This is a genomic window from Brachybacterium sp. SYSU DS0246 (assembly GCF_059391765.1).
Map to the genome: position 1 here is coordinate 58,312 of NZ_JBZXYT010000008.1, position 23,930 is coordinate 82,241.

Genomic DNA, 23,930 nt, shown 5'->3' on the forward strand with positions numbered 1-23,930 from the left:
GGCGTCACCGGTGGGCTCGGTCTCGCCTGCGCGACTCAGCCGCGCCAGAGGCCGATGTCGTCCAGCCGTGGCCCGGCCGGGAAGGGGAAGTAGTCCACCATTCCCTCTCGCGCGAGCAGGGTCGTGACCACTGCGGCCAGCAGGAGCAGGAGGAGGCCCACCACCACGGCGCTCCAGACGAGGTCGGGCGCGGCCGCGTCCAGCATCCGGTGCGCGCCGGTGCGGGTGGTGCGGCTGCCCAGCCCGACCCACGTGATCAGCAGCGTCACCGTGATCGCGATGGCGAATGCGACCCCGCCGGGCGGTGGCGTGCCCTGGGCGAGGGTCCATGCCGCATCCACGGCCACGCCCACCAGCACACCCAGGATCAGGGGGAACAGCGCCTGCAGCGCCATCTCCAGCAGCCCGAGAACGAACCCGAACGGTGCGGAGAGACCGGCGGCCCACCGGGGACCCGCGCCCGTGGAGCCGCGCAGACGCTTCCGCTCGACGGACCGGTGGGATCTCTCCCACGTGCGGGCGAGCGCGCCGAGCAGCAGCATCAGGGCCAGCGACACGTACGGGGCGACCGCGGCCAGGGTGATGATCAGCAGGTGCCCGATCCACACCAGCAGCGGCCTGCGGGGCGGCGGCACGGGCATGGGCGGCGCGCCGGCGCCGTACGGCGACTGACCCGGATACTGCGACTGGCCCGGGTACTGCGGCTGGCCTGCGGGCTGCGGGTGATCAGCGGGCTGCGTCGGTGCCGCGACCTGCTGCCCGGCATATGACTGGGGTGGATACGGTTGCTGGGCGTATGCCTGCGGCGGGTACGGCCGCTCGGTGTATGCCTGCCGTGTCGGAGAGGGCGGGATCGACTGCTGCGGGGCACGCTGCACGGGGCGTCCGGTGGCTCCCGCCGGCCCGGCGTGGCCCTGCCCCGGGCCGGTGGCGCTCTGCTCCGGGGCGGGCACGGCCGGGAACTGGCGGGTGGGTGGCCCTGTCACCGGCAGCGTCTCCGTGGCAGGTTCGGACGGCGACTCGACGCGGGGCAGCGCCTCCGTGGGTGCCTCGACGGGAGTGCTCACGCGCGGGAGGCTCTGCGTCGCCCGCTCACCGTCCGGCACCGCCGGCAGCACCTCCGTAGCCGGGTCACCCTGTGCGCCGCCGGCCGGCGGGGCCTGCCGGCCGGTTCCCGCAGGGCCGGTGCTCTCGCCCGCGGAGCTGCCGACCGGCGCGGTGGCGTCCGTCTGCCCGGCGGCATTCTGCCCGGCATCGGTCTGCCCGGCCGCATCGGCGCCCACGACGGGCAGGACCGCCGTACGACCGTTCGCATCGAGGGCCTCCGTCGGCCCCGGGTCGTCGTAGTAGCTCAGATCCAGCTCGGCCAGCCGCGCCAGCAGGTCGTCGGGATCCGGCCGCTGCGCGGGATCGGACTGCAGGGCCGATCGCAGCAGCTCGCCGAGCTCGCTCGGCATGCCCTCGAGGTCGATCTCGCCGCGCTCGGCGCGCAGGAACACCAGGTCCGCCCGGCCGCTGCCGTAGGGCTCGCGGCCCGTCGCGGCGAAGGCCAGCAGCGCGGCCCACGCCCACCAGTCCCCCGCCTCCCCGGCGCGGTCGGTGCGGATCACCTCGGGATCCAGATAGGCGGCCGTGCCCATCACGAGACCGGTCGAGGTCAGGCGGGACTCCTCCGCGGCGATCGCGATCCCGAAGTCGATGATCACCGGGTCCAGCCGGTCCCCGTCGGGATCGAAGACCGCCAGGTCCTCCTCGGAGGCGCCGCGCAGCAGGACGTTGCTGGGCTTGAGGTCGCGGTGGATCACGCCGGCGCGATGGATGTCGCGCAGGGTCTCGCCCATGACCAGGCCGAGCTCCCGCACTGCCTCCGGGTGCAGGCCGCCATGGGCGCGCACGGCATCCTCGAGCGTCGGCCCCGGGACGAACTCGGTGACCACGAAGGCGTCGGAGGAGTCCAGCTCCGCATCGAGGATCCGCACGATGTTCTCGTTGCGCACCAGTTTCTGGGCGGCGACCTCGCGCGCGAGGCGCTCACGGGCGCGAGGGTCATCGGAGATCTCGTGACGCAGCAGCTTCAGGGCGACGTCCCGTCCGTCCGCGTCGTGGGCCCGGTAGACGATGCCCATGCCGCCCGCGCCGATCCGGCCCAGGACCTCGTAGCCGGATTCCTCGGCCAGCGCCATCAGCCGCGGGTCACGGCGGGCGCTGCGAGAGGAATCGGTCTGAGCCATGAGCGCCATGCTACGAGGCGCCGCCTGACCTCCGGGTCATCCTCACCGGACCCGCACAGAGCCCGCACAGCGGCGCCGAAGCACCGCACGGGGAAGTCCGGGAATCCATTCCCGCCCGCCGTCCCGCGTGAGAAGATCCCCCTGCGGCGCGGTGGGCGCCGCCCTGCGACCCCGGGCAACCGCCCGGCTGCCGAGAGGAAGGGCCTCCATGCGCTCCAACTTGTTCGACGCCTCCAACCAGGAACGACAGACCAACGACCGGTGGGCGCTGCAGTCCTCCAAGCTGCTGCGCTGCGCGCTGAACCCGCAGGCGCCCGAGATCATCTCGGCCGCCGGCGCGATGGTCGCCTACCAGGGCCAGATGGACTTCTCCTACCAGGGCTCCGGTGGCGGCATGAAGCTGCTGAAGAAGATGGCCACCGGCGAGGGCGCGAACATGATGCGCACCACCGGCCACGGCGAGATCTTCTACGCCCGCCAGGCCAACGAGATCTTCCTGATCCAGCTCGAGGGCGAGGCGCTGACGCTGAACACGAAGAACATGCTGGCCTTCGACGGCTCCATCCAGTGGGACATCAAGTCCCTCGGCGGTGCGGGCTTCATGGCCGGCGGCCTGTTCAACCTGTTCCTGCAGGGCCAGGGCATGGTCGCTGTCACCTCGGATGGCCCGCCCATGCTGCTGGACTGCTCCCAGCAGCCCACGTTCGTCGATCCGCAGGCGGCAGTGTGCTGGTCCGCGAACCTCCAGCCGCAGATCAAGAACGACTTCAAGATGGGATCGCTGATCGGCCGCGGCTCCGGCGAGTCCTTCCAGCTCGGCTTCCACGGCCCGGGCTTCGTGGTGGTCCAGCCCTCCGAGGGCATGCCGGTGGTCAGCTCCTCCTCGTCCTGATCATCTGCTCGTCCTGATCACCGCGGTCGAACCGTCCACCGCACAGCTCGCCGCGCCTACGATGGCCCGGTGAGCATCGCACCCCCGCAGGCGCTGGTCGACGAGCTGGCCGCCCTGGGCCCCGTCGGTCGTCGACGGGCCGCGACGTCGGCGGCGTCGATGATCGCCGCCGACGTCTCCGTCTCCGCACCCGTCGTCGACCCCGTGCCGGTGGTCCTGGACGCCGAGGCGTGGGAGGAGATCTCGACCGGGCTGATCCAGCGGGCACGTCTGCTGGACGCCCTCTACGCCGACCTGTACGGGCCGCGCACCGTGCTGGGCACGGACGTCGCCCCGGTCGGCGATCTGCTGCGGGACCCGGCCTATCTGCGGGCGGCCGTCGGCATTCCCTCCCGCGGCGCGCATCACCTGTTCGCCATGACCTCCACGCTGACCCGCGGCGCCGACGGGACCTGGGTGGTGCTGGAGGATTCGGTCGACGTGCCGGGCGGCGCCGGGACCGCGCTCGAGATGCGGCGGGTGCTCTCCCGCTGCGCGCCGACGCTGTACCGCACCACCCCGCTGCGCCGTCTGCACCCGTTCTTCGACGCCGTGCGCACCGGCCTGCACCACCGCACCCGCACCGACGGCAGAGCGGGGCGTACGGTGGTTCTGACCGATGACGCCGACGATCCCCTGCGCGCCTTCGACCACAGCTGGCTGGCCAACCTGCTGGGCGCCCCGGTGGTCTCGGCCGGGGACCTGCGCACGGGCTCCGGCACCCTCGCACTGCGACTGCCGGGGCTGGAATCCGATCCCGGTGACGCGGTCGACGCGATCATCCGTCTGCTGCCCTCCCCGCTGCTGGATCCCCTGGACCTGGGGCCGACGCCGCTGGGCGGCGTGACCGGTCTGGTCGAAGCGGCCCGCTGCGGTGACGTCGAGGTGTTCAACCCCTTCGGTGCGGGTCTGCTCGAGAACCCGGCGCTGCGCGCCGCACTGCCGGACCTGTGCCGTCAGATCCTCCACGAGGATCTCCAGCTGCGCCCGGCAGGCCCGACCGCGGGCGGGGATCCCGCGCCGGGAACGGCAGCGACGCCGGATGCCGCGGCACCGCCGGCCTCCGCGGCGGCGGAGCGGGCCGGCTGGCTCTCCCTGGACCCCGACGGCGGTGACGAGCTCGTCGAGCGGCCGGTACGCATCCGTCTGCTGGTGATCGCCTCCGAGGACGGGTTCGACGTGCTGCCCGGCGGCGTGGCGCATACCGACGACGAAGGGCCCGAGGCCCTCAAGGATGTCTGGGTCGCGGTCCCGGAGACCTCGGCCCTGCCGGGAGGACCCGGTGAGGACCCGCCGGGGTCCGAGCTGCCGGAGGCCACCGCCGCGAGCGCTCCGCGCGGCGTGCTGAGCGCCTACCCGGCCATGACCCGTTCGATCGGCTCGGACCTGTTCTGGTTCGGCCGCTACCTGGAACGGGTCGACTCCACCGCCCGGCTGCTGCGCACCGTGCTGGACACCTCCAACGATCTCGGCTCGGAGCGGGGCCGTACCGCGCGCGTCGCGCAGTCCGTGCTGCTGAGAGCAGTCACCGACGTGACCACCACCTATCCCGGGTTCCTCGCCCTGGATCCGCACGATCCCGAGGCGGTGCGCACCGAGATCACCAGCCTGCTCACGGATCTCGGCCGCCCGGGCTCACTCGCCCAGTCCTACGCCGCGCTCGCTCACACCACCCGCACCCTGCGCGATCTCATCTCCGACGACGTCTGGCCCGTCATCGCCCGGATGCGGGAGCGGCTGCGCACCCTCGCCGGCCCCGAGACCCCGCCGCTCGAGGAAGGGCTGACGGATATCGTCGACGGCTGCCTGACCCTCTCCGGCGCGGTCGCGGACTCGATGCCCCGCAACTTCGGCTGGGACCTCACCGAGGCCGGCCGCAAGATCGAGCGGACCATGGGCCTGCTCGCGCTCCTGCGCGCCACCCTCGGCCGACGCCGCACTCGCGCCGCCGAGGTCCGCATCGCCGGAGCCGTCGCCGCGATCACCGAGTCCGGGGCCTCCTACCGGCGCTCCTACCATGCGGCCGTCCAGTCCGAGCTGCTGGTCGAGCTGCTGCTCAGCGACGTCACCCTGCCGCGGTCGATCGCCTTCCAGCTCGACCGGCTCCACGCCACCCTCGACCGTCTGCCCGAGGTCACCCCCTCCCCCGAGCTCCGCGCGCCGCTGACCGCGCTGCGCTCCCGCATCGCCTCCTGGGCCCCGCGCGAGCTGCTGCGACCGGCCGAGGACGCCGACGGCGCCGACACCTCCGACGGCGCCCCGACAGCCCTGCTCGAGGAGACCGACGCCGCGATCGCCTCGCTGCGCGAGCTGGCCACCGCCATCGAGAACCGCTTCTTCCGTCCCTCGGAGTCCACGTCCCTGTGGGGAGTCGATGATGTCTGAGCAGACCGACCGGCCCGAACCGTCCGAGGACGGGCGCGGTCCTCTGGGACCGGGAGCCGCGCCGGCGTCCGCGTCACCAGCGGCGTCACCGGCGGCGTCATCGGCGGCGCCACCGCCTGCCCCGGAGATCCCGCTGCGCACCGAGACCGAGGAGCCGGCCGAGGCGGCCCACTACCGCGTCCACCACCTCACCTCCTACCGGTACGCCAAGCCCGTCTCGCGCAACTACGGCCGCGCCCACGTCGAGCCCCGGGCCACGCCCCATCAGCGGGTGCTGTCTCACGAGGTCGTCGTGGACCCGGCGCCGGCCCGGCTGACCGCGCACACCGACTTCTACGGCAACTCCTCGACGTATCTCCTGGTCGATGAGCGGCACGAACGACTCGACGTGCATTCGCACGCCCGGGTCACCGTCGCCGAGCGCCGCTATCCCCTCGAGCCGATGTCCCGCCCCTGGGAGCTGTGCACACCGGAGAACTGGGGTCCCCTGCTGCCGGCCTCCAGCATCGACTTCGTCCACTCCTCCCCTCGCATCCCGGGCGGCACCGCGGCGCGCGAGATCTCCGAGCGGGTGTTCACCCCCGAGCGCCCCATCGGGGAATGCCTGGCCGAGCTCACCGCGCTGATCCACACCGAGTTCACCTACGACTCCCGTGCCACCACCGTCACCTCCACCCTCGAGGACGTCCTGGCCGCCCGGCACGGCGTCTGCCAGGACTTCTCCCACGTCGGGGTGGCCGCGGTGCGTGCCGCCGGACTCGCCGCCCGATACGTCTCGGGATACCTCCGCACCGCCCCGTCGGCCGAAGGTGCGCTGGTCACCCAGCCGGCCGGGGAGATGATCGGCTCGGCGGCCTCCCATGCCTGGCTCAGCGTGCTGGTCCCCGGCACCGGCTGGGTCGACATCGACCCCACCAACCGCACCTTCGTCGATCAGCGCTTCGTGACCACCGCCTGGGGCCGCGACTACGGCGACGTGCCGCCGCTGAAGGGCATCGTCGTCGGCCCGCCCGGAGCGACCAGCACGCTCGAGGTCGCCGTCGGCGTCGTGCCCGTGACCCCGGAGGCCTCGAGCGCCGAGTGAGGGCCACGAGCCCGCGGCCGGGGCTGCCGGGCACGCGATGAGGGAGAGGGCGACGAGCCCATAGCGGGGCTGCCAGGTCGGGATGCGGGACGCGAGGTCGACGACAGGCCTGCGAGCGCACGGCGAACTCTCCAGCCGACCGGGCGGTGGAAACGTAGCCCGCCGGGCCGGCGGCGACATAGCCTGACGCTGCGTCGGCGCCGTGGCCTGTCGGGCAGAGGCAGGCCATCGCACCGCGCCCCCACCGCCCGTGACCGAGCTCGTGCCGCGCCCGCGAAGGACTCCCGATGGCCTCCACCTCCTCCCCCGAGCCGGCGGACGCCGCCGCGAAACCGCCCTCGCCCGTCATCCCCAAGCCCGACGCGCTGGCGGACGTGCTCGAGGACAGCCTCGTCGCCAAAGCCACCGCGCCGCTGGGCCGGATGTTCCTGCTGACCCTGAGCGGCGGCGCCTACATCGCCCTGGGCTTCGTGTTCATGGTGACCACCCAGCAGGGCATGGACGCCTGGCCCGTCGGGGCGGCGAAGCTCATCGGCGGCATCGCGTTCTCCGTCGGCCTGGGCCTCGTCGTCATCAGCGGCTCGGACCTGTTCACCGGGACCACCATGACGTTCATGCCGTGGCTGTCCAAGCGGATCCCGACCGGCCGCATGCTGGGGCACTGGGGCATGTCGGCCGGAGGCAACTTCATCGGGTCGCTCGCCGTGGCCCTGCTGCTGCTGTTCGCCGGCACCCACACCGGCAACGACTCCGCGTGGGGCCTGGTCGTCCTGGACACGGCGCAGGCCAAGGTCTCCTACGACTGGCATCAGGCGTTCTTCCTGGCGATCCTCGCCAACTTCGCCGTGTGCCTGGCGGTGTGGGTCGCCACCGCCGGCAAGACCGTCACGGACAAGATCCTCGCGGTCATCGGCCCCATCGCCCTGTTCGTCGCCACCGGCTTCGAGCACTCCGTGGCCAACATGTTCATCCTGCCCATGGGGCTGCTGATCAAGGCGGCCGCCGGGGACTCCTTCTGGGCCGGGCAGGCATTGCAGGACGCAGGCGTCGACGTCGGCACCTACGCATCCCTGACGGTCGGCTCCGCCCTGTGGAACAACCTCATCCCGGTGATCCTGGGCAACATCGTCGGCGGCGCGGTGCTCGTGGCGGCCTACTTCTGGGCCTCCTACCGACGCGGCGACGACGATCTGGTGACCGAGGACCAGCGTCGCGCGCACGAGAGGCGCGAGGACGGACGCGGCTGATCCCTGAGGGGCCGAGCCATGTGGCGCGGTGTCGCGCGAGGCTGAGCCCTGAGGGGCGGGAGCCCGTGGCGCGGCATCGGGCGAGGCGGGTCGAGCCCGGCGATGCTGAGCGCGCCTGTCACGCGGCGTCATCCGCCGACTTCGGCCTTCACGGCGCCGAGAACCGCTGCGTCGGCCGGCGTCCTGGACGGCGCGGCGGCGAAGGTCCAGGTCACGCCCGCTGACCGCATCGGCCGGCATGGGCTCGGATCGCGCCCCCGTGACTCGGGCCGGGCCACGAGGCGTCTGCCAGCTCACACCGGCCGGGAACGCCACGATTTTCGCGTATACAGTGGTGCGGAAATCTTCGCGCGCTCGACGACGCACCCGACCCGGCGCTCCTGCGCCACGAGACCGAGGTGAGATGTCCTTCTCCCAGCAGCCCTTCCGTCTGGCAGTCATCGGCTCCGGCCCGGCCGGCGTCTACGCCGCCGAGACCCTGCTGCGCTCAGAGCCGGTCAAGAGCGGTGAACTCGAGGTCAGCATCGACCTCTTCGACCGCCTCCCCGCGCCCTTCGGCCTGATCCGCTACGGAGTCGCCCCCGACCACCCGCGCATCAAGGGCATCATCACCGCCCTGCACCGCATCCTGGGACGCGGCGACATCCGCTTCCTCGGGGACGTCGAGTTCGGCACGGACCTCACGGCCGACGACCTGCGCGCCCACTACGACGCGGTCATCTTCGCCACCGGCGCCCTCAAGGACGCCGACCTCGACATCCCCGGCATCGAGCTGGAGGGCTCCTACGGCGCCGCCGACTTCGTCGCCTGGTACGACGGCAACCCGGACTACCCGCGCACCTGGCCGCTCGAGGCGGAGCAGGTCGCGGTGATCGGCAACGGCAACGTCGCCCTCGACGTCTCCCGCGTGCTCTCCAAGAGCGCCGACGAGCTGCTGCGCACCGAGATCCCCGCCAACGTCTACGAGGGCCTGCGCGCCGCCCCGACCACCGACGTGCACATCTTCGGCCGTCGCGGCCCCGCGCAGACCAAGTTCTCGCCGCTGGAGGCCCGCGAGCTCGCCCACCCCAAGGGCCTGCAGGTCGTCATGGACCCCCGCGACCTCGAGCAGATCACCGAGGCCGAGTGGGAGGCGATCAAGGCGGACAAGCGCACCGACCAGGTCGTCTCGACCTTCGCCGGGTGGCTCGAGGAGCAGCAGCGCCGCGAGGCCGCCGGCGAGGAGCCCACCGACATGCACGGCGGCCCCGTCCAGCGCCGGCTGCACATGCACTTCTGGCACCGCCCCGTCGAGGTGCTCGGCGAGGACGGCACGGTCACCGGGATGCGCTTCGAGCGCACCCGCCTGGACGCCGACGGTCGCGTCGAGGGCACCGGCGAGTACATCGACTACGAGCTGGGCGCCGTCTACCGCGCCGTGGGGTACTTCGGCTCCGAGCTGCCGGGCGTCCCCTACGACCCCCAGCGCGGCGTGATCCACAACGTCGCCGGTCGCGTCACCGAGGCCGACGGCACCGTGGTGCCCGGCGTCTACGCCAACGGCTGGATCAAGCGCGGCCCGGTGGGCCTGATCGGCGCCACGAAATCCGACGCGATCGAGACCATCAACTCGCTGCACGAGGACATCGCCGCCGGCACTCTCGCCGCCGCGCCCGAGCGGGAGGAGGACGCGATCCTGCGCCTGCTCGAGGACCGGGGCGTGCAGTACACGACCTGGGAGGGCTGGACCAGCCTCGACGAGCACGAGAGAAGCCTCGGCGCCGCCGCGGTCGATGCCGACGGCGAGCCCCGTGCCCGCATCAAGGTCGTCGAGCGCGAGGAGATGGTCCGCGTCTCCCGCGAAGGCATGCAGGAGCCCTCCCGCGCCTGACGAAGTGCCGGATCCGGCGCACCGCGCCCGGGACGCTCGCGCCAGGCACCACGTGCCCGGGTTGCCCGCGGCAGGCCGCAACTTCCAGCCTGCCTGGGCTGGCCGCGGCCACCTACCAGCCCGTCCGAGCCCGCTCGCGCCGCCGACTGTCCACGCGCGGTACGCCTGGCGCATCTGCCGTGACATGTGCACGGCAGATGCGATGAGCGTCCCGTTGACGGACACGGTCCGGCCAGAAGCACGGTCCGCTGTGGACGCAGGCACGGTCCGCCGTGCCGCTGGGCCGGCCGGCGCGGTCAGCGGCGGATCGAGGCGAGGTGGTCGGCGATGCGGTCGACGGCGTCGGCCAGCAGCTCCGCGTGGGGCAGCGTGACCAGCCGGAAGTGGTCCGAGGTGTCGAGGTTGAAGCCGGTGCCGTGCGTGACCAGCAGCTTCTGTGAACGCAGCAAGTCGTAGGCGAACTGCTCGTCGTCCTCGATCGCGTACATCTCGCGGTCGATCTTGGGGAACATGTACAGCGCGCCCTGGGCCTTGACGACGCTGACCCCGTCGATCTGGCTCAGGCCCTCGTAGGCCACGTCCCGCTGCTCCCGCAGCCGGCCGCCGGGCAACAGCAGGTCATTGATCGACTGGTAGCCGCCCAGCGCCGTGGCCACCACGTGCTGGGCGGGCACGTTGGGGCACAGCCTCATGTTGGCCAGCACGTCCAGGCCCTCGATGAAACTGGTGGCGTCGTCCTTGGGTCCGTACAGCGTCATCCAGCCGGCGCGGAATCCCGCCACCCGATACGCCTTCGAGAGTCCGTTGAAGGTGATCGTGAACAGATCGGGGGCGAGCGAGGCGACCGGGGTGTGGACCACGTCGTCGTAGAGGATCTTGTCGTAGATCTCGTCGGCCAGGATCATCAGGCCGTGCTTGCGCGCGACCTCGACGATGTCGCGCAGCACGTGCTCGGGGTAGACGGCCCCGGTGGGGTTGTTGGGGTTGATCACCACGATCGCCTTGGTGCGCGGAGTGACCTTGTCGGCGAGATCGGTGACATCGGGCCACCAGCTGGACTCCTCGTCGCAGCGGTAGTGCACGGGCCGGCCCCCGGCGAGCGACACCGCGGCGGTCCACAGCGGATAGTCCGGCTGCGGGATGAGGATCTCGTCCCCGTCGTCGACCAGGGCCTGGCACACCATCTGGATCAGCTCGGAGACCCCGTTGCCGAGGTAGACGTCGTTCAGCTCGATGCCCGGCATGCTGCGCGTCTGGTAGTACTGCGCGACCGCCCGGCGCGCCGCCGGGATGCCTCGGGAGTCCGAGTAGCCCTGTGCGGTGGGCAGGTTCCGGATCATGTCGACGAGGATCTCGTCGGGCGCCTCGAAACCGAACGGCGCCGGATTGCCGATGTTGAGCTTGAGGATCTTGTGACCCTCGGTCTCCATCCGGGCGGCCTCGGCGGGCACCGGTCCCCTGATCTCGTAGCACACGTCGCGCAGCTTCGAGGACTGGGTGAAGATCATCTGGGACTCCTGGGGCCGGATCGGGTGAGCGCCAGCGTAGCGCCGCACGCCCCCTCGGCGAGGACATGACCGCATCGCGTGCCGCCGGGCTCTTGACGTCCGTCGGCCGGTTTAGTTTCATAGTTTCAATTAACGGTCCGTCCCTGTCGCCGTCGACATCCACCCCGCCGGACCGTGCCGCCGCCCCACCTGGAGGCCGATGATGTCCCCACGCCGGACGCCCGTGGACACCGCCGTGACCGCTCCCCGAGCGGGCGCCACCCACCGAGTCCATCTCACCGCGGCCGGGGTCTCGCTGGTCCTCGACGTCACCGACGGCCGGATCCCGGCGATCGTCCACTGGGGCGCGGCTCTCGGCGTCAGTGGCGGCGACGGGCCGACGGGAACTGCGGACGAACCGGGAACTGCGGACGAACCGGGCACTGCGGGCGAACCGGAACCTTCGAGCCGGTCGGCAGCTCTGGGCGCGGCCGCACTCGACGCGCTGTGCGAGGCTGCCGTCGACGTCGTCCCCAACAACGCCGTGGACGTCCCGGTGCGCCTCGGGATCATCCCTCAGCAGTGCGACGGCTGGATCGGGCGCCCCGGCCTGACCGGCTCACGGGCCGACGGCTCCGGATGGGCGCCGCGCCTGGTCACGCGGTCGCTGCACCTCGAGGGCCGGCCGCTCACCGAGCCGCACGTGGAGACAGGTCCTGCCCGGCTCCGTGTCGATCTGGCCGACGAGGACCTCGGCCTGGCCGTCGCCCTGGACATCGAGCTGCTCGAGTCCGGATTGCTTCGATTGCGCGCCGCCCTGACCAACACCCTCGAAACGCCGTACGACCTCGACGAGCTCACCCTCGCCCTGCCGGTCCCGGGCGACGCCGACGAGCTGCTGGACTTCGCGGGCCGCTGGGGCAAGGAGCGCACCCCGCAGCGCAGTCGCTTCACCGTCGGCACCCACCTGCGTGAGAACCGGCGCGGCCGCACCGGCGCAGACGCCGCCCACGTCCTGCACGCCGCCCGGCCCGGCCTGGGGTTCCGCACCGGCGAAGCCTGGGCCGTCCACACCGCCCACTCCGGCAACCATCGCCACCTGGCCGAACAGATCAACACCGGCACCCGTCTCCTCGGCGGCGGCGAGCTGCTGCTGCCCGGCGAGGTACGGCTGGGAGCCGGCGAACAGTACGTCGGCCCGTGGCTGTATGCCTCCTACGGCGCCGGGCTCGACGACGTGGCCCACCGCTTCCACCGCCACCTGCGCTCCCGCCCGCACCATGTCGATGCCCGGCGGCCGGTCACCCTGAACGTCTGGGAGGCCGTCTACTTCGACCACGACCTGGCCCGGCTCACGGATCTGGCCGACCGGGCCGCCGCGCTGGGCGTCGAGCGCTACGTCCTGGACGACGGCTGGTTCGGGTCCCGGCGCGACGACACCTCGGGGCTGGGCGACTGGATCGTCTCGGCCGACGTCTGGCCCGACGGGCTGGGCCCGCTGATCGACCACGTGCGCGGCCTGGGCATGGAATTCGGACTGTGGTTCGAACCCGAGATGGTCAACGAGGACTCCGACGTCGCCCGCGCCCACCCGGAGTGGATCATGGCCCCCGCTCCGGACCGGATCCCGCTGGAATCACGCCACCAGCAGGTGCTGAACCTGTCGATCCCCGCCGCCTACGCCCACGTGCGCGACCAGATGTCGGCGCTGCTGGAGACCTACGACATCGACTACCTCAAGTGGGACCACAACCGCGACCTGCTGGAGGCGGCCACCCGCGCCACCGGCCGCGCCGCCGTCCACGAGCAGACCCTCGCGACGTACCGGCTGATGGACGAGCTGAAGGCGGCTCATCCGGGCCTGGAGATCGAATCGTGCTCGTCCGGCGGCGCCCGCGTGGACCTCGAGATCCTCGAACGCACCGACCGGGTCTGGGTCTCGGACTGCATCGACCCGCTCGAGCGCCAGCAGATGAACCGCTGGACCTCCCAGCTGATCCCGCTGGAGCTGATGGGCAGCCACATCGCCTCCGGCCGGTCGCACAGCACCGGCCGCCTGCACACCCTCGGCTTCCGCGCCGCCACCGCCGTGTTCGGCCACCTCGGCATCGAATGGGACCTGGCGGCCGCCACCGAGGAGGAGCTGGAGGAGCTGCGTGAGTGGATCGCCTTCTACACCTCTCGCCGCGAGCTGCTGCTGACCGGTGACCTGGTGCGGGCCGATCGTGGCGAGAGCGCCCTGTGGGTCCACGGGGTCGTCGCGGCCGACCGCGGCAGCGCCGTGTTCTCGCTCGCCGCCGTCGGCCGGTCCGCCGAGTCCCAGCACGAGCGGCTCCGGTTCCCCGGCCTGGATCCGGCGGCCACCTATCGTCTGCGCCCCGTCCGGATCGGCCCGCGGCCGTCGGGGCTGACCATGCCGCCGTGGATGACCCGAGCCGCCGACGAGGACGGCCTGCTCGTCCCCGGCGCCGCTCTGACCCACTCGGGTCTCGCCGCTCCCCTGCTCGATCCCGAGCAGGCCGTGCTGATCGACATCTCCCGCGCCCCGATGCACTGACCACCTGCCCGGGCCAGGTGGTCCGGGCGACCCGATCGAAAGAAGGTAGCCATGTCCACCGCGACGACGTCGACGCGGTCGGCCCCCACCCGCCGCCGGCATCCGGACGATACGAAGCTGGCGCTGCTGTTCATCGCGCCGGCCTCCGTCGGCCTGCTGGTGTTCCTGGTGTGGCCGCTGCTGACCGGGATCTACTACTCCTTCACGGAGTACACCACGCTGACCCCGCCCACGTGGGTGGGGCTGGAGAACTACCGGGCCATGCTCAGCGACCCGGTGTTCTGGAACTCGTTGAAGGTCACGGTGCTGTACGTGGTCATCAACATCGGCGTCCAGACCGTGGTGGCGCTGGTGATCGCCGTGCTCATGCAGCGCCTGACCCAGTCCACGATCCTGCGCTCGCTGGTGCTGGCCCCGTACCTGGTCTCGAACGTCGTCGCGGCGATCGTCTTCCTATGGATCCTCGACACCCAGCTGGGCATCTTCAACATCTTCCTGCAGTGGATCGGCTTCGATCCGGTCGCGTTCTGGTCCAGCGAGACCTGGGTGATCCCCACCGTGGCGCTGGTCAACGTGTGGCGCCACATGGGGTACACCGCGCTGCTGCTGTTCGCCGGACTGCAGTCGATCCCCGGACACCTCTACGAGTCCGCCCGCACCGAGGGGGCCGGTGAGATCAGCCTGTTCCGCCGGATCACGCTGCCCCTGCTGCGACCGATCCTCGCGCTCGTGCTGATCATGTCGATCATCGGGTCCTTCCAGGTCTTCGACACCGTCTCGGTGACCACCCAGGGCGGCCCCGCCGACGCCTCGAAGGTGCTGCAGATGTACATCTACGAGAACGCCTTCGGCCAGTACCAGTTCGGGTACGCCGCGGCGCTGTCCATGGCGCTGCTGGTGATCCTCATGGTGATCACCTTCGCCCAATACCGCATGACCCGTGCCGGCCAGTCGGACCTGGACTGAGGAAGGACATCATGACCACCGCACCGCATCCGGTCACCGACGACGTCCGCGAGGGCTCCCCCACCGGGCCGCGCGCCGCCGACTCCGCCATCACGAGGCCCCGCCGCGGCATCCCCTGGGGCAAGATCCTCGCCTGGGCCGTGATGGTGATCTTCCTGCTGATCACCCTGTTCCCCTTCTACTGGATGCTGCGCACAGCGCTCTCCAGCAACAATGCCCTGGGCACCGATCCGGCCAGCCTGCTTCCCGTGGGCCTGAACACCGGCGGCTTCGAGCGAGTCTTCGGCATGCAGGACGTGGAGACGGCGATCTCCGAGGGAGGCTCGGGCGCCTCGATCAACTTCTGGCGCTACCTGCTGAACTCGGTGATCGTCGCGACCACCATCACCGTGGTCCAGACGTTCTCGTGCGCGATGGCCGCCTACGCCTTCTCGCGTCTGCACTGGCGCGGGCGCGACACCGTGTTCATGATCTTCCTGGGCTCGCTGATGATCCCGCAGATCTTCACGCTGCTGCCCAACTTCATCCTCATCAAGAACCTGGGCCTGGTGGACACGCTGCTGGGGATCATGCTGCCGACCCTGTTCATCTCCAGCTTCGCGATCTTCTTCCTGCGCCAGTTCTTCAACAACATCTCCCGCGAGGTCGAGGAAGCCGCTCTGATCGACGGCGCCAGCAAGGTCAGGGTGTTCTTCACGCTCATCCTGCCGATGTCCAGCGCCCCGCTGGCCACGCTGGCCCTGCTGACGTACATGACGGCGTGGAACGAGTACTTCTGGGCGCTGATGGTCTCCTACACCGACCAGTCCCGAGTGCTCACCGTCGCCCTCGGCGTCTTCCGGGCGCAGGCCCCCGGGACCGGCCCCGACTGGTCCGGACTGATGGCGGCGACCCTGGTGGCGGCCGCGCCCATGCTGATCCTGTTCGCGCTGTTCGCGAAGAAGATCGTCAATTCCATCGGCTTCAGCGGCATCAAGTGAGGTACCCCGGCATGAGTATCAGGAACCACCGCGACCCCGTCTCCCGCACCCCGTCCGCGGCCCGCGGCGGCGGTGCCGTCAGCCGCCGCCGTCTGCTGCAGGGATCAGCCGCCCTCGCCGCAGGCGCCGCCGGCACCGGCACGCTGACCGCGTGCGGAGGTGTCGCTGCCCCCGCCGGCGCCACCGAGATCGACTACTGGCTGTGGGATGCCAACCAACTGCCCGCCTACTCCGCGGCGATCGACGCCTTCATGGCGGAGAACCCCGACGTCTTCGTGCGGGTGACCCAGCTGGGCTGGGAGGACTACTGGACGAAGCTGACGGCCAGCTTCGTGGCCGAAGCGGGCCCCGACGCCTTCGCGGATCACCTGGCTCGGTATCCCGAGTTCCTCGAGCTCGGTGTGATCTCGCCTCTGGGCGGGATCGGGCCCCTCGACGACCTGCCGGCCGACCGGTTCCAGGAGGGCCTGCAGGAGCTGTGGACCGGCCCGGACGGTGCGCGCTACGGGATCCCCAAGGATTACGACACGATCGCCGTGATGTACGACCGCGCCATGATCGAGGAGGAGGGGCTCAGCCCCGAGGACCTGGAGGACCTGGACTGGAACCCCGAGGACGGCGGCAGCTTCGAACAGATGCTGGCGCGGTTGAGCGTGGACGCCAACGGCGTGCGCGGGGACCAGGACGGCTTCGATCCGGCGAACGTGGCCCGGTACGGCCTGGCCGTGGCGCCGGGAACCGACTACGTCGGCCAGACCACGTGGGGGCATTTCGCGCTCATGACCGGATGGACGTTCACCGATGAGGAGACCTGGGGAACCCGATTCAACTACGACGACGAGCGCTTCGTGGCCGCGATCGACTGGTACTTCGGGCTGGTCGACAAGGGCTTCATGGCTCCGTTCGGGACGTTCGGGGATTCCAGCCCTCCCCAGACCCAGTTGCAGTCCGGCTCCTCCGCCCTGGCCACGGACGGCTCCTGGATGATCACCACCTACAACAACGTCGAGGGCATCGACCTCGGCATCGCCCCGCTGCCGGCCGGGCCGCTCGGGCACCCGGTCTCGATGTTCAACGGGCTCGGGGACTCGATCTCCGCGCAGTCGGAGAACAAGGAGGAGGCGGCGCGCCTGATCGCCTACCTCGCGTCCGATGAGGCCCAGCGGATCATCGGCGAGCGCGCCCCGTTCTTCCCCTCCACCGATGTGGGCACGCAGACCGCGATCGACAGCTACGCCGCCGACGGGCTGGACGTCACTCCGTTCACCGACCGCGTGAAGAACGGCGAGACGGGCCTGTACCCGCTGGTGGAGAATTCCGCCTCGATCATGTCGATCATGCAGCCGGCGTTCGACCAGTGCTGGATGCGGCGGATCGACGGGGCGGATTTCGCCGCGTACAACGAGAGGGTCAACGCTCTGTTCGAGTGACTCCCGGCCCCGGCCCCGGCCCCGGCCGCCGCCGCCCGCGGATCAGGCGTCGGGGCCGACGAACTCCTGGATGGCGATCACGGCTGCGCCCCGTGCCCACTCGTCGAAGTCGCCCGACAGGTCACGCACCACGATGTCGCGCTGGGCCGGGGCGAGGTCGGTGCGCAGCACGTCCTCGAAGAGCGGATCGGCGGCTCGGACCAGGTCGAGGGTCTCCCCGCCGAGGACGATGGCTTCGGGATCCACCAGGGCGGTGATGGTGGCCGCGGTGGAGGCGAGCGCGCGGGCCAGGCCCCGGACGAGATCGAGGGCGTCCCGGTCACCGTCGGCCACGCGCCGGCGCAGATCGTCCACGCCTTGCTCGGCGGTGAGGATCCCCGCCTCGCGAGCGCGCGCGAGCACCTGGTCGGTGCGGGCCGCCCGGCCGACCGTCAGCAGCGCGCCGTCCCGGTCGAGGCCGACGGGGAGCCGCTCGGTCAGTCCCGCCAGGCGGGTGTGCCCCTCGACCACCCGGCCGTCCAGGACGGTGCCGATCGCCACCCCGGCACCGATCGTGAGCACGGCGAAGGAACGATACGCGCGGCCGATGCCGAACCAGTGCAGCCCGTGGACCATCGCCAGCAGGTCGTTCTCGACGACCACCGGGAGGTCCAGGCGCGCTTCGAGCGCCGCGGCGAGTTCCACCGGTTCGCTCCAGTCCAGCAGGGTGGAGGAGAGGACGGTGCGGCGATCGGCGACGCGGCCGCCGAGACTGACCCCGACCACGGTCAGGCGGGGATGCGCTTCGGCGAGAGCGGCGACGGGCGTCGCGATCGAGGTCAGCACGGTCTCGGGCGAGGTATCGGCCAACGGCAGCACCAGGGTCTCGAGAGCGTTGCCGCGCACCGTGGTGACCATGGCGTGGATCTCGTCGGCGGTGACCTTGACCCCGATGAAGCGAGGGCCGAGGTTCTCCTCGATGTCGAGGGGCTGGTGCGGGCGCCCTTTGGGGCGCACGACGCTCTCCAGCGAACGCAGACGGTGGGCGTCCAGCAGTTCGCGTGTCGCCCGGGTGACCGTGGGGGCCGACAGCCCGAGCCGGGAGGTCAGCTCGCTGCGAGAGCGGGGCCCGAACCGCAGCAGATCGCGGTAGACCGCGCGGACGCTGTCACTGCCGAGATCATCGACCGCGAGCGATCCCACCTCTCGGTCCGCGCCTCGCTCCGTCATTCTGCGACCTTATCGCCCGATCGGCACGCAGCGGCGAGAACGTCCTGATCGAGCGCGATCGGCCGGCCCACCAGGACATCGAGAGGCTTCGGTCCATGGTCCGGGGCGAGGCATTGACCGACGCCGTGCAGAGCGCCGGCTGCGCCGTGCGCTCACTCTGACTCGGCGTGCTCACGCTGAGGCGGCGCCCTTGGTTCCGTGCGCGCCGACGGGCAGAGACGTGCGTCCTGGGCCCGGTCTCTGACATGCTTCCGGTGTCAACGACCCCGGCGCGAGCCAGCGCCCCGGGACCGAGCATCGAGGGGATTCCATGAGCGAGACGACTGCCGGCACCGCGACGGACGAGCAGATCACCATCTACACGGCCTACGAGATCGAGTTCATGCTCGGTCTGCGCGCGACCGAGAACGGTGCGATGACGCGGGAGCAGATCGGGCTGCGCAGCGCTCCCGAGGAGGCCCGGGAGTTCGTGACCGCGGCAGTCACCTCGGGCCTGCGGGCGCGCGGCAAGGTGGAGCGCTCCGCCGATGGACAGTGGGTGCTGGGCGAGGAGGGGCAGGTCGTGGCGACGGCCCTGACCGCCGCGGATCGGTGGCTGGGCATCGCGCTGGCCGAGGGCGAGGCGATGCGGATGGCGTTCGTGATCAAGGCGAACGACGCGATCCTGATGCTGACCCAGGACGAGCTGGACTCCTTCGCGGTCTCCGCGCTGCCCGACCGCTCGCATGTACCGGCCTCTGTCGCCGACATCGTCATCGCCTTCCTCGACGAGGGCCACGAGCGCACCGTGTCGCTGCGCCGCACCGATATCTCCGCCCCTGACCAGGCGGTGCCGATGATGTTCCACACCGAGCAGGACCGCACATGGCGGATCGGCCATCTGCCGCTGGACGACGAGGGGATCCTGAACGTCTCCGACGTCGCCCGCGAGGACATCGGCGAGGCGGTCCGGCTGCTGTGGGAGGACGGCATCAGCCGTGCGCCCTCGGCTCCTGACGCCTGAGGCGATCCCGGCCGCCGGAGGCCCGGGCTCAGAGCGCCGGCCCGGACTCGCAGGCGCGGGCTCAGAGTGCCGACGGCTCCGTGCCGCAGCCGTTCACAGCGGGCCGGCGCTCGCCCGCTGCCGGCGGTGCAGCTCCCGGCGCAGGGAGCGGATGTCCTGCCCAGAGGGTTGACCATAGGTCCAGATGTGGCGATCGAACGCGGGCATCACCACGCGGGAGCCGTCACGCAGTCGGAGCGCTGCTGTCAGCCAGTGCACGGGGTGGACGACCCGCGATTCGACGGCGAGGATCTGCTCCCACGGCACCTCCCGGGCTCGCACGGCGCCGACCACCCGCAGCCCGGCCTCGGTGATCTCCACGCGGGAACGGGCCGTCCCCAGGGCCACGGCCCCGAAGCGCAGTCCCAGCAGGCCCAGGACCAGAGCCGCCACAGCGACGCAGAGCATGATCAGCAACCGGCCGATCCCCGGTGAGTGGCCCTCCTCGACCGTCAGCCAGAGCGCGACGCCGATCGCCGCCAGCACGAGCGCCGTCCCCAGGGCGGCGGCGGACACGACGGCGCGCACAGCCGTATCCCGGGTCGCGGCGGCCGGGAACAGCGCTCGGATCTCTCCGCCACCGTGACGGGCGGTCTGACGACCGCGCTTCGCGCCCGACAGGTCCGAGACCATCCGCTGGACCGTGGCACTGCTGCGGGAGTAGTCGGGCAACACGGTGCGCGGCCCCGTCTCGGGGCCGATCTGCCGGGGAATGGTCATAAAGCCAGGCTAATGCTCGCGGCGAACCAGGTCGATGGGCCCTTCTCCCCATGCCCGGGACCCACACCCGTCACTCCCGCCCGTGACCCATGCGCCTCGATGCGCGAGCCCGCCCGCGCCATGCCCGTCGACCCCTGCGTCCCGCCCTGTCTGCCCGCCCCGTCTGCCTTTCCCATCGGCCCGTGCGTCCAGGCAGGACGGTGCGTACAGTTTCGTCCATGCCCTCCCACGGATCGAACTCTCCCCGCTTCCGTCGCCCGGCCCCCCTGTTCCCCGCCACCGCGGACGCCATCCCCGGAGAACCGGACCCGTCGGCCTCGACCGAGATGGCGCACGACTCCGCGCAGGCGCTGCTGGACGGCGTCTTCCACAGCTCGGACCCGGAGGTGGTCCAGCGCGTGATGCACCTCGCGGCCGACGGCGGACTCGCGGACCTGGCCGCGCTGTGGTCGAGCTCGCCCGCCACCACCCTCCCGGGAGCACTGTGGCGCCTGTACGTGCTGCATACCTGGGTCCAGCACCACAGCGAGGACGTCGTCCACCGCTACCGCGCCGGTTCCCGCACCATTCCCGGTCTGCGCTACCTCTCCGGGTTCGCCGAGCCGCCGGATGTCGACCAGGTGCGTCGCACGATGGACGAGATCCTGCGCGGTGCCTTCACCGGCGACCTCGCCCTGGCCCTGACCCGGGCCGGAGCGGTGGCCACGCTCGTCGCCCACGGCACCGCCCATCTGGCCGACGACGACCGCGACGACGAGCGCACCCGGCAGGCCGAACGGCTGCTGCGGACAGGTGAGGAGCTGGCCGCCGCGGGACGGCACGCCGAGGCCGGTCAGCTGGATTGAGGTCCGTGGCCGGCAGGATCCGGCCGGACGTGGCACGCGCCATGTCCGCCGCGGCCCTGCTTGCGTCCACCCGACCGCCGTGTCCTACGATGGTCAGGCGCCGGGCCGCGGTTGCCCCGGGCTCCAACATTTGCCGCTTCGAGCGGCCTTCGCGCCGACAGGCGCATCCCGGTCCGGCGCCCCAGCTTCACACGGACAGCAAGCGCCCCGCTCTCGGGCACGGCGGATGCAGGTACTGCGCCGACGGGCGCGGGGAGGCGGCCTGAGTTGGTGCAGTTCTTCCCACGGCGGACCGAACGCCCGATGTACGACCTGTTCGGCGATCTCGCCGAACTCCTGGTCCAGGCCGCCGACACCCATTCCAAGCTGGTCGGCCACGGCTACCGCGAGCGCACCCGCATCGCCCCGAAGCTGCACGACCAGTCCACCCGTGCCGAGGAGCTCGGCCGGCGCATCGCCCAGCGTCTGGCGCGCTCGCTGATCACGCCCTATGAGGCGGAGCTGCTCTACGACATCTCCCTGACCATCGCGGACACCGTCGATGCGATGAACCACACCGCTGAGCTGCTGGTCCTCTCGCGCGTCGGCGCCCTGCCCGCTCCGCTGCTCGAGGCGGCCACGGGCATCGAGCGCGCCTCGGAGCTGACCGTCACGGCGACCTGGTCGCTGAGCCGGGTGCAGGAGCTGGCTGATTACTACACCCAGATCCGCAAGCTCAAGCGCCAGGGCGACCGGCTGGTGCGACAGTCCCTGGCCGAGGTCTACAAGCGCGGCGGCGCGATGACCGAGGTGCTGCCCCTGCACGACGTGATCGAATCCGTCGGCCGCACCATCGCCCTGCAGGAGCACACCGCCCGGCTCGCGGATCTGCTGCGCGTCAAGGACGCCTGAGTGTCGCCGGCCCTGCTTGCGATCGTCCTCGTCCTGGCACTGGTCATGGCGTACGTCAACGGCTTCCACGACGCCTCGAACGCGGTCTCCACGGCCATCACGACCCGCTCGCTGAAGGAGTCGACCGCGCTGGCCATGGCCGCGGTCCTCAACCTCCTCGGAGCCCTGCTGGGCATGCTGCTGCTCGCCGTGACCGCACACTGGGCCGTCAGCCTGCTGGGGCTCGGCGAACTGGCGGAGCAGGCCGGCGGGGCACCCGATGTGCTCGGGATGGCCCTGGTCTCCATCCTCGTCGCCACGCTCAGCTGGGAGATCATCACGTGGTGGTACGGGATGCCGTCCTCGACCTGGCACTCGTTCTACGGCGGCACCATCGGGGCCTCGCTCGCGATCGGCGCGGCCGCCGCCTGGGACCGGCTGGCGGCGATCCTCGTCGTCTCCGTGGTGGGCCCCGCGGTCGCCGCTCTCGCCGCCTATCTGCTGATGCACGGGATCCTCGCCCTGGGCAGGGGCGAGCGGCTGCGGATCGAGCACCTCCGCTTCGCCCAGACCGTCTCCGCCGGTGCGGTGGCCACCGGCCACGGGCTCAGCGACGCGCGCCTCCCCCTGGCCGTGGTCGTCGTCGCGACCTCCAGCGCCGGCCTGCACATCGGAGACTCCCTGGCCCTCATGCTGCCCGTGGCCGTCGCCGTGGCAGCCGGCACGCTCATGGGCGGCCATCGAATCATCCGCACCATCGGCCGGCGCCTGACCGATCTCTCCACCGCCCAGGGCCTGGCCGCGGAATCCTCGGCCGTGGCCTTCATGACGCTGGGCGTCTTCGGCCTGGAGTCCCCGATCTCCAGCTCCCAGAGCCTCGCCTCCAGCGTGGTCGGGGCGGGCGTGGCCATGGGCCCGCGCCACGTCCGGTGGGCGGTCGCCCGCTCCATCGTCGTGACCTGGTTGACCACGCCGGTGGTGACGGGCGTGTTCGCCGCCGCCCTGTCCGGGGTGATGCTCGAGCTGCAGATCGGCTGAGCCCGCCGGCGGCCGCGGCTGCCGGCGCCGGGGCTCCTCGGAGAAATGGCGGCTATCCTGGGCGGCGTCCGAATCGCGAAGGAGTCCAGATGTCCGACGGCGAGTCCTCGACGCCCAGCCCGCGGAAGCGTCCGACCTATGGGCTACCGGGCCCGGCCCCGTCCGGTCCGGCTCCCGGCCAGGGACCGCGCAGCGGGTCGGATGCTCCCGGCTCCGGCAACAGCTGGGGCGCATCGAGCCCGTCGGCCGGACCCTTCGACCGTGACGGCGGCGATCCGGGGGCTCCCGACGGATCGGCGCCGAGGACGGGGCCGCTGCCCCCGCAGCCGCCGCAGCCGGAACGGCCCACGAAGCGCCGCGGGCTGTGGCCGCTGATCATCGGGCTCGTCCTGCTGGTGATCGTCGGCCCCGTGGCCACCATCGGCGGCATCGTGTGGTCCGTCGGATCCATCGTCGCCGATACCGACGAGGGGCCGGCTGTGATCGAGGGCGGCACCGGAGAGATCGACGTCGCCGCCAACGAGATGGTCATCGTCTATGTCCCCGCGGAGGATGCCGCGAACGCGCAGTGCACCGCCGAGGGCTCGGACGCCGTCACGTCGGTGCCCACCTCCGGCCGCACCAGATTCGGCGATGGAACGGAGTACGAGCAGGTGCTGGGCGTCGTCGCGACCGAGGACACCGCGGTGACGATCTCCTGCACCGGCACCGACGCCCCGGCGTATCTGGGCCCGTACAGCCTGCTCGGCATGGCCGGACCGCTGCTGATCGGACCGATCATCGGCGTGCTCGCCGGGCTGGCCGGCCTCGTGCTGGTCATCGTGGGCATCGTGCTGCTGGTGCGTACTCGGCGCGGCTGAACCTGCCGCGCCACGACCCCGGTGCTCCCTGTCCCGGCGACACCTGTCCCGGTGCCGCTTGTCCCGGCGCCCCTCGTGGCGGCATCTCCGTCGCCGGTGCCGTCCCGTCACCGCGCGTCTCAGGGAACGACCCGTGCCGGGTCCCCCGGCGCCGCCCTGACCTAGAGTGACCTCAGAC

Annotated in this window: 18 protein-coding genes; 14 read left to right on the plus strand and 4 right to left on the minus strand. The window is 71.6% G+C overall.

The window, feature by feature from the left end:
• Nucleotides 1-35: 35 nt before the first annotated feature.
• Nucleotides 36-2,231, minus strand: a complete 2,196-nt coding sequence (locus AC5020_RS05600; RefSeq protein WP_464987530.1) for a serine/threonine-protein kinase — start codon at nucleotides 2,229-2,231, stop codon at nucleotides 36-38.
• Between the two features lie 208 nt (nucleotides 2,232-2,439).
• Between AC5020_RS05600 and AC5020_RS05605 the strand changes: the two genes are divergently transcribed.
• From AC5020_RS05605 to AC5020_RS05625, 5 genes are all read left to right on the plus strand, one after another.
• Nucleotides 2,440-3,123: an AIM24 family protein gene (locus AC5020_RS05605; RefSeq protein ID WP_377016111.1), complete on the plus strand. Its 684-nt coding sequence runs from the start codon at nucleotides 2,440-2,442 to the stop codon at nucleotides 3,121-3,123.
• 69 nt (nucleotides 3,124-3,192) lie between these two features.
• Nucleotides 3,193-5,547, plus strand: a complete 2,355-nt coding sequence (locus AC5020_RS05610) for a circularly permuted type 2 ATP-grasp protein (protein ID WP_464987531.1) — start codon at nucleotides 3,193-3,195, stop codon at nucleotides 5,545-5,547.
• Nucleotides 5,540-6,631 (plus strand): transglutaminase family protein, encoded by a 1,092-nt coding sequence (locus AC5020_RS05615; RefSeq protein ID WP_464987532.1) that lies wholly within the window; start codon nucleotides 5,540-5,542, stop codon nucleotides 6,629-6,631. The genes AC5020_RS05610 and AC5020_RS05615 overlap by 8 nt, the downstream gene beginning before the upstream one ends.
• A gap of 287 nt (nucleotides 6,632-6,918) precedes the next feature.
• Entirely contained in the window at nucleotides 6,919-7,878 is a 960-nt protein-coding gene (locus tag AC5020_RS05620) for a formate transporter FocA (RefSeq protein WP_464987533.1), read from the plus strand.
• Nucleotides 7,879-8,281: 403 nt separating this feature from the next.
• A complete protein-coding gene (locus AC5020_RS05625) occupies nucleotides 8,282-9,748 on the plus strand; it encodes an FAD-dependent oxidoreductase (protein WP_464987534.1) in 1,467 nt (488 codons plus the stop codon).
• Nucleotides 9,749-10,044: 296 nt separating this feature from the next.
• Here AC5020_RS05625 and AC5020_RS05630 read toward each other — a convergent pair whose 3' ends face one another.
• Nucleotides 10,045-11,256: a pyridoxal phosphate-dependent aminotransferase gene (locus AC5020_RS05630; protein WP_377016101.1), complete on the minus strand. Its 1,212-nt coding sequence runs from the start codon at nucleotides 11,254-11,256 to the stop codon at nucleotides 10,045-10,047.
• Nucleotides 11,257-11,458: 202 nt separating this feature from the next.
• Between AC5020_RS05630 and AC5020_RS05635 the strand changes: the two genes are divergently transcribed.
• Genes AC5020_RS05635 through AC5020_RS05650 form a run of 4 tightly spaced genes read left to right on the plus strand, consistent with a single transcriptional unit; the run spans nucleotide 11,459 to nucleotide 17,168 of the window.
• Complete coding sequence (locus tag AC5020_RS05635; protein ID WP_494564398.1) at nucleotides 11,459-13,792, plus strand: alpha-galactosidase; 2,334 nt, start codon at nucleotides 11,459-11,461, stop codon at nucleotides 13,790-13,792.
• Between the two features lie 51 nt (nucleotides 13,793-13,843).
• On the plus strand, nucleotides 13,844-14,758 hold the full coding sequence (locus AC5020_RS05640) for a carbohydrate ABC transporter permease (protein ID WP_377016097.1): 915 nt from the start codon (nucleotides 13,844-13,846) through the stop codon (nucleotides 14,756-14,758).
• 11 nt (nucleotides 14,759-14,769) lie between these two features.
• Nucleotides 14,770-15,738, plus strand: a complete 969-nt coding sequence (locus tag AC5020_RS05645) for a carbohydrate ABC transporter permease (RefSeq protein WP_377016095.1) — start codon at nucleotides 14,770-14,772, stop codon at nucleotides 15,736-15,738.
• 11 nt (nucleotides 15,739-15,749) lie between these two features.
• Nucleotides 15,750-17,168: an ABC transporter substrate-binding protein gene (locus tag AC5020_RS05650; protein WP_464987536.1), complete on the plus strand. Its 1,419-nt coding sequence runs from the start codon at nucleotides 15,750-15,752 to the stop codon at nucleotides 17,166-17,168.
• A gap of 42 nt (nucleotides 17,169-17,210) precedes the next feature.
• Here AC5020_RS05650 and AC5020_RS05655 read toward each other — a convergent pair whose 3' ends face one another.
• A complete protein-coding gene (locus tag AC5020_RS05655; protein ID WP_464987537.1) occupies nucleotides 17,211-18,377 on the minus strand; it encodes an ROK family protein in 1,167 nt (388 codons plus the stop codon).
• A 310-nt stretch (nucleotides 18,378-18,687) separates the two neighbouring features.
• Between AC5020_RS05655 and AC5020_RS05660 the strand changes: the two genes are divergently transcribed.
• Nucleotides 18,688-19,380 carry a hypothetical protein gene (locus AC5020_RS05660; RefSeq protein ID WP_377803471.1) on the plus strand — a complete coding sequence of 231 codons (693 nt, stop codon included), beginning with the start codon at nucleotides 18,688-18,690 and terminating at the stop codon, nucleotides 19,378-19,380.
• A gap of 93 nt (nucleotides 19,381-19,473) precedes the next feature.
• Here AC5020_RS05660 and AC5020_RS05665 read toward each other — a convergent pair whose 3' ends face one another.
• Complete coding sequence (locus AC5020_RS05665) at nucleotides 19,474-20,139, minus strand: PH domain-containing protein (protein ID WP_377803472.1); 666 nt, start codon at nucleotides 20,137-20,139, stop codon at nucleotides 19,474-19,476.
• Between the two features lie 218 nt (nucleotides 20,140-20,357).
• Between AC5020_RS05665 and AC5020_RS05670 the strand changes: the two genes are divergently transcribed.
• The 4 genes from AC5020_RS05670 (at nucleotide 20,358) to AC5020_RS05685 (ending at nucleotide 23,752) form a co-directional block, all read left to right on the plus strand.
• Nucleotides 20,358-20,984, plus strand: coding sequence for a hypothetical protein (locus AC5020_RS05670; RefSeq protein WP_377016085.1), 627 nt, complete (start codon nucleotides 20,358-20,360; stop codon nucleotides 20,982-20,984).
• A gap of 303 nt (nucleotides 20,985-21,287) precedes the next feature.
• Nucleotides 21,288-21,875, plus strand: coding sequence for a hypothetical protein (locus AC5020_RS05675; protein ID WP_377016083.1), 588 nt, complete (start codon nucleotides 21,288-21,290; stop codon nucleotides 21,873-21,875).
• On the plus strand, nucleotides 21,876-22,892 hold the full coding sequence (locus tag AC5020_RS05680; protein ID WP_377793436.1) for an inorganic phosphate transporter: 1,017 nt from the start codon (nucleotides 21,876-21,878) through the stop codon (nucleotides 22,890-22,892).
• 89 nt (nucleotides 22,893-22,981) lie between these two features.
• Nucleotides 22,982-23,752, plus strand: a complete 771-nt coding sequence (locus tag AC5020_RS05685; protein ID WP_464987538.1) for a hypothetical protein — start codon at nucleotides 22,982-22,984, stop codon at nucleotides 23,750-23,752.
• The last annotated feature ends 178 nt before the right edge of the window (nucleotides 23,753-23,930 follow it).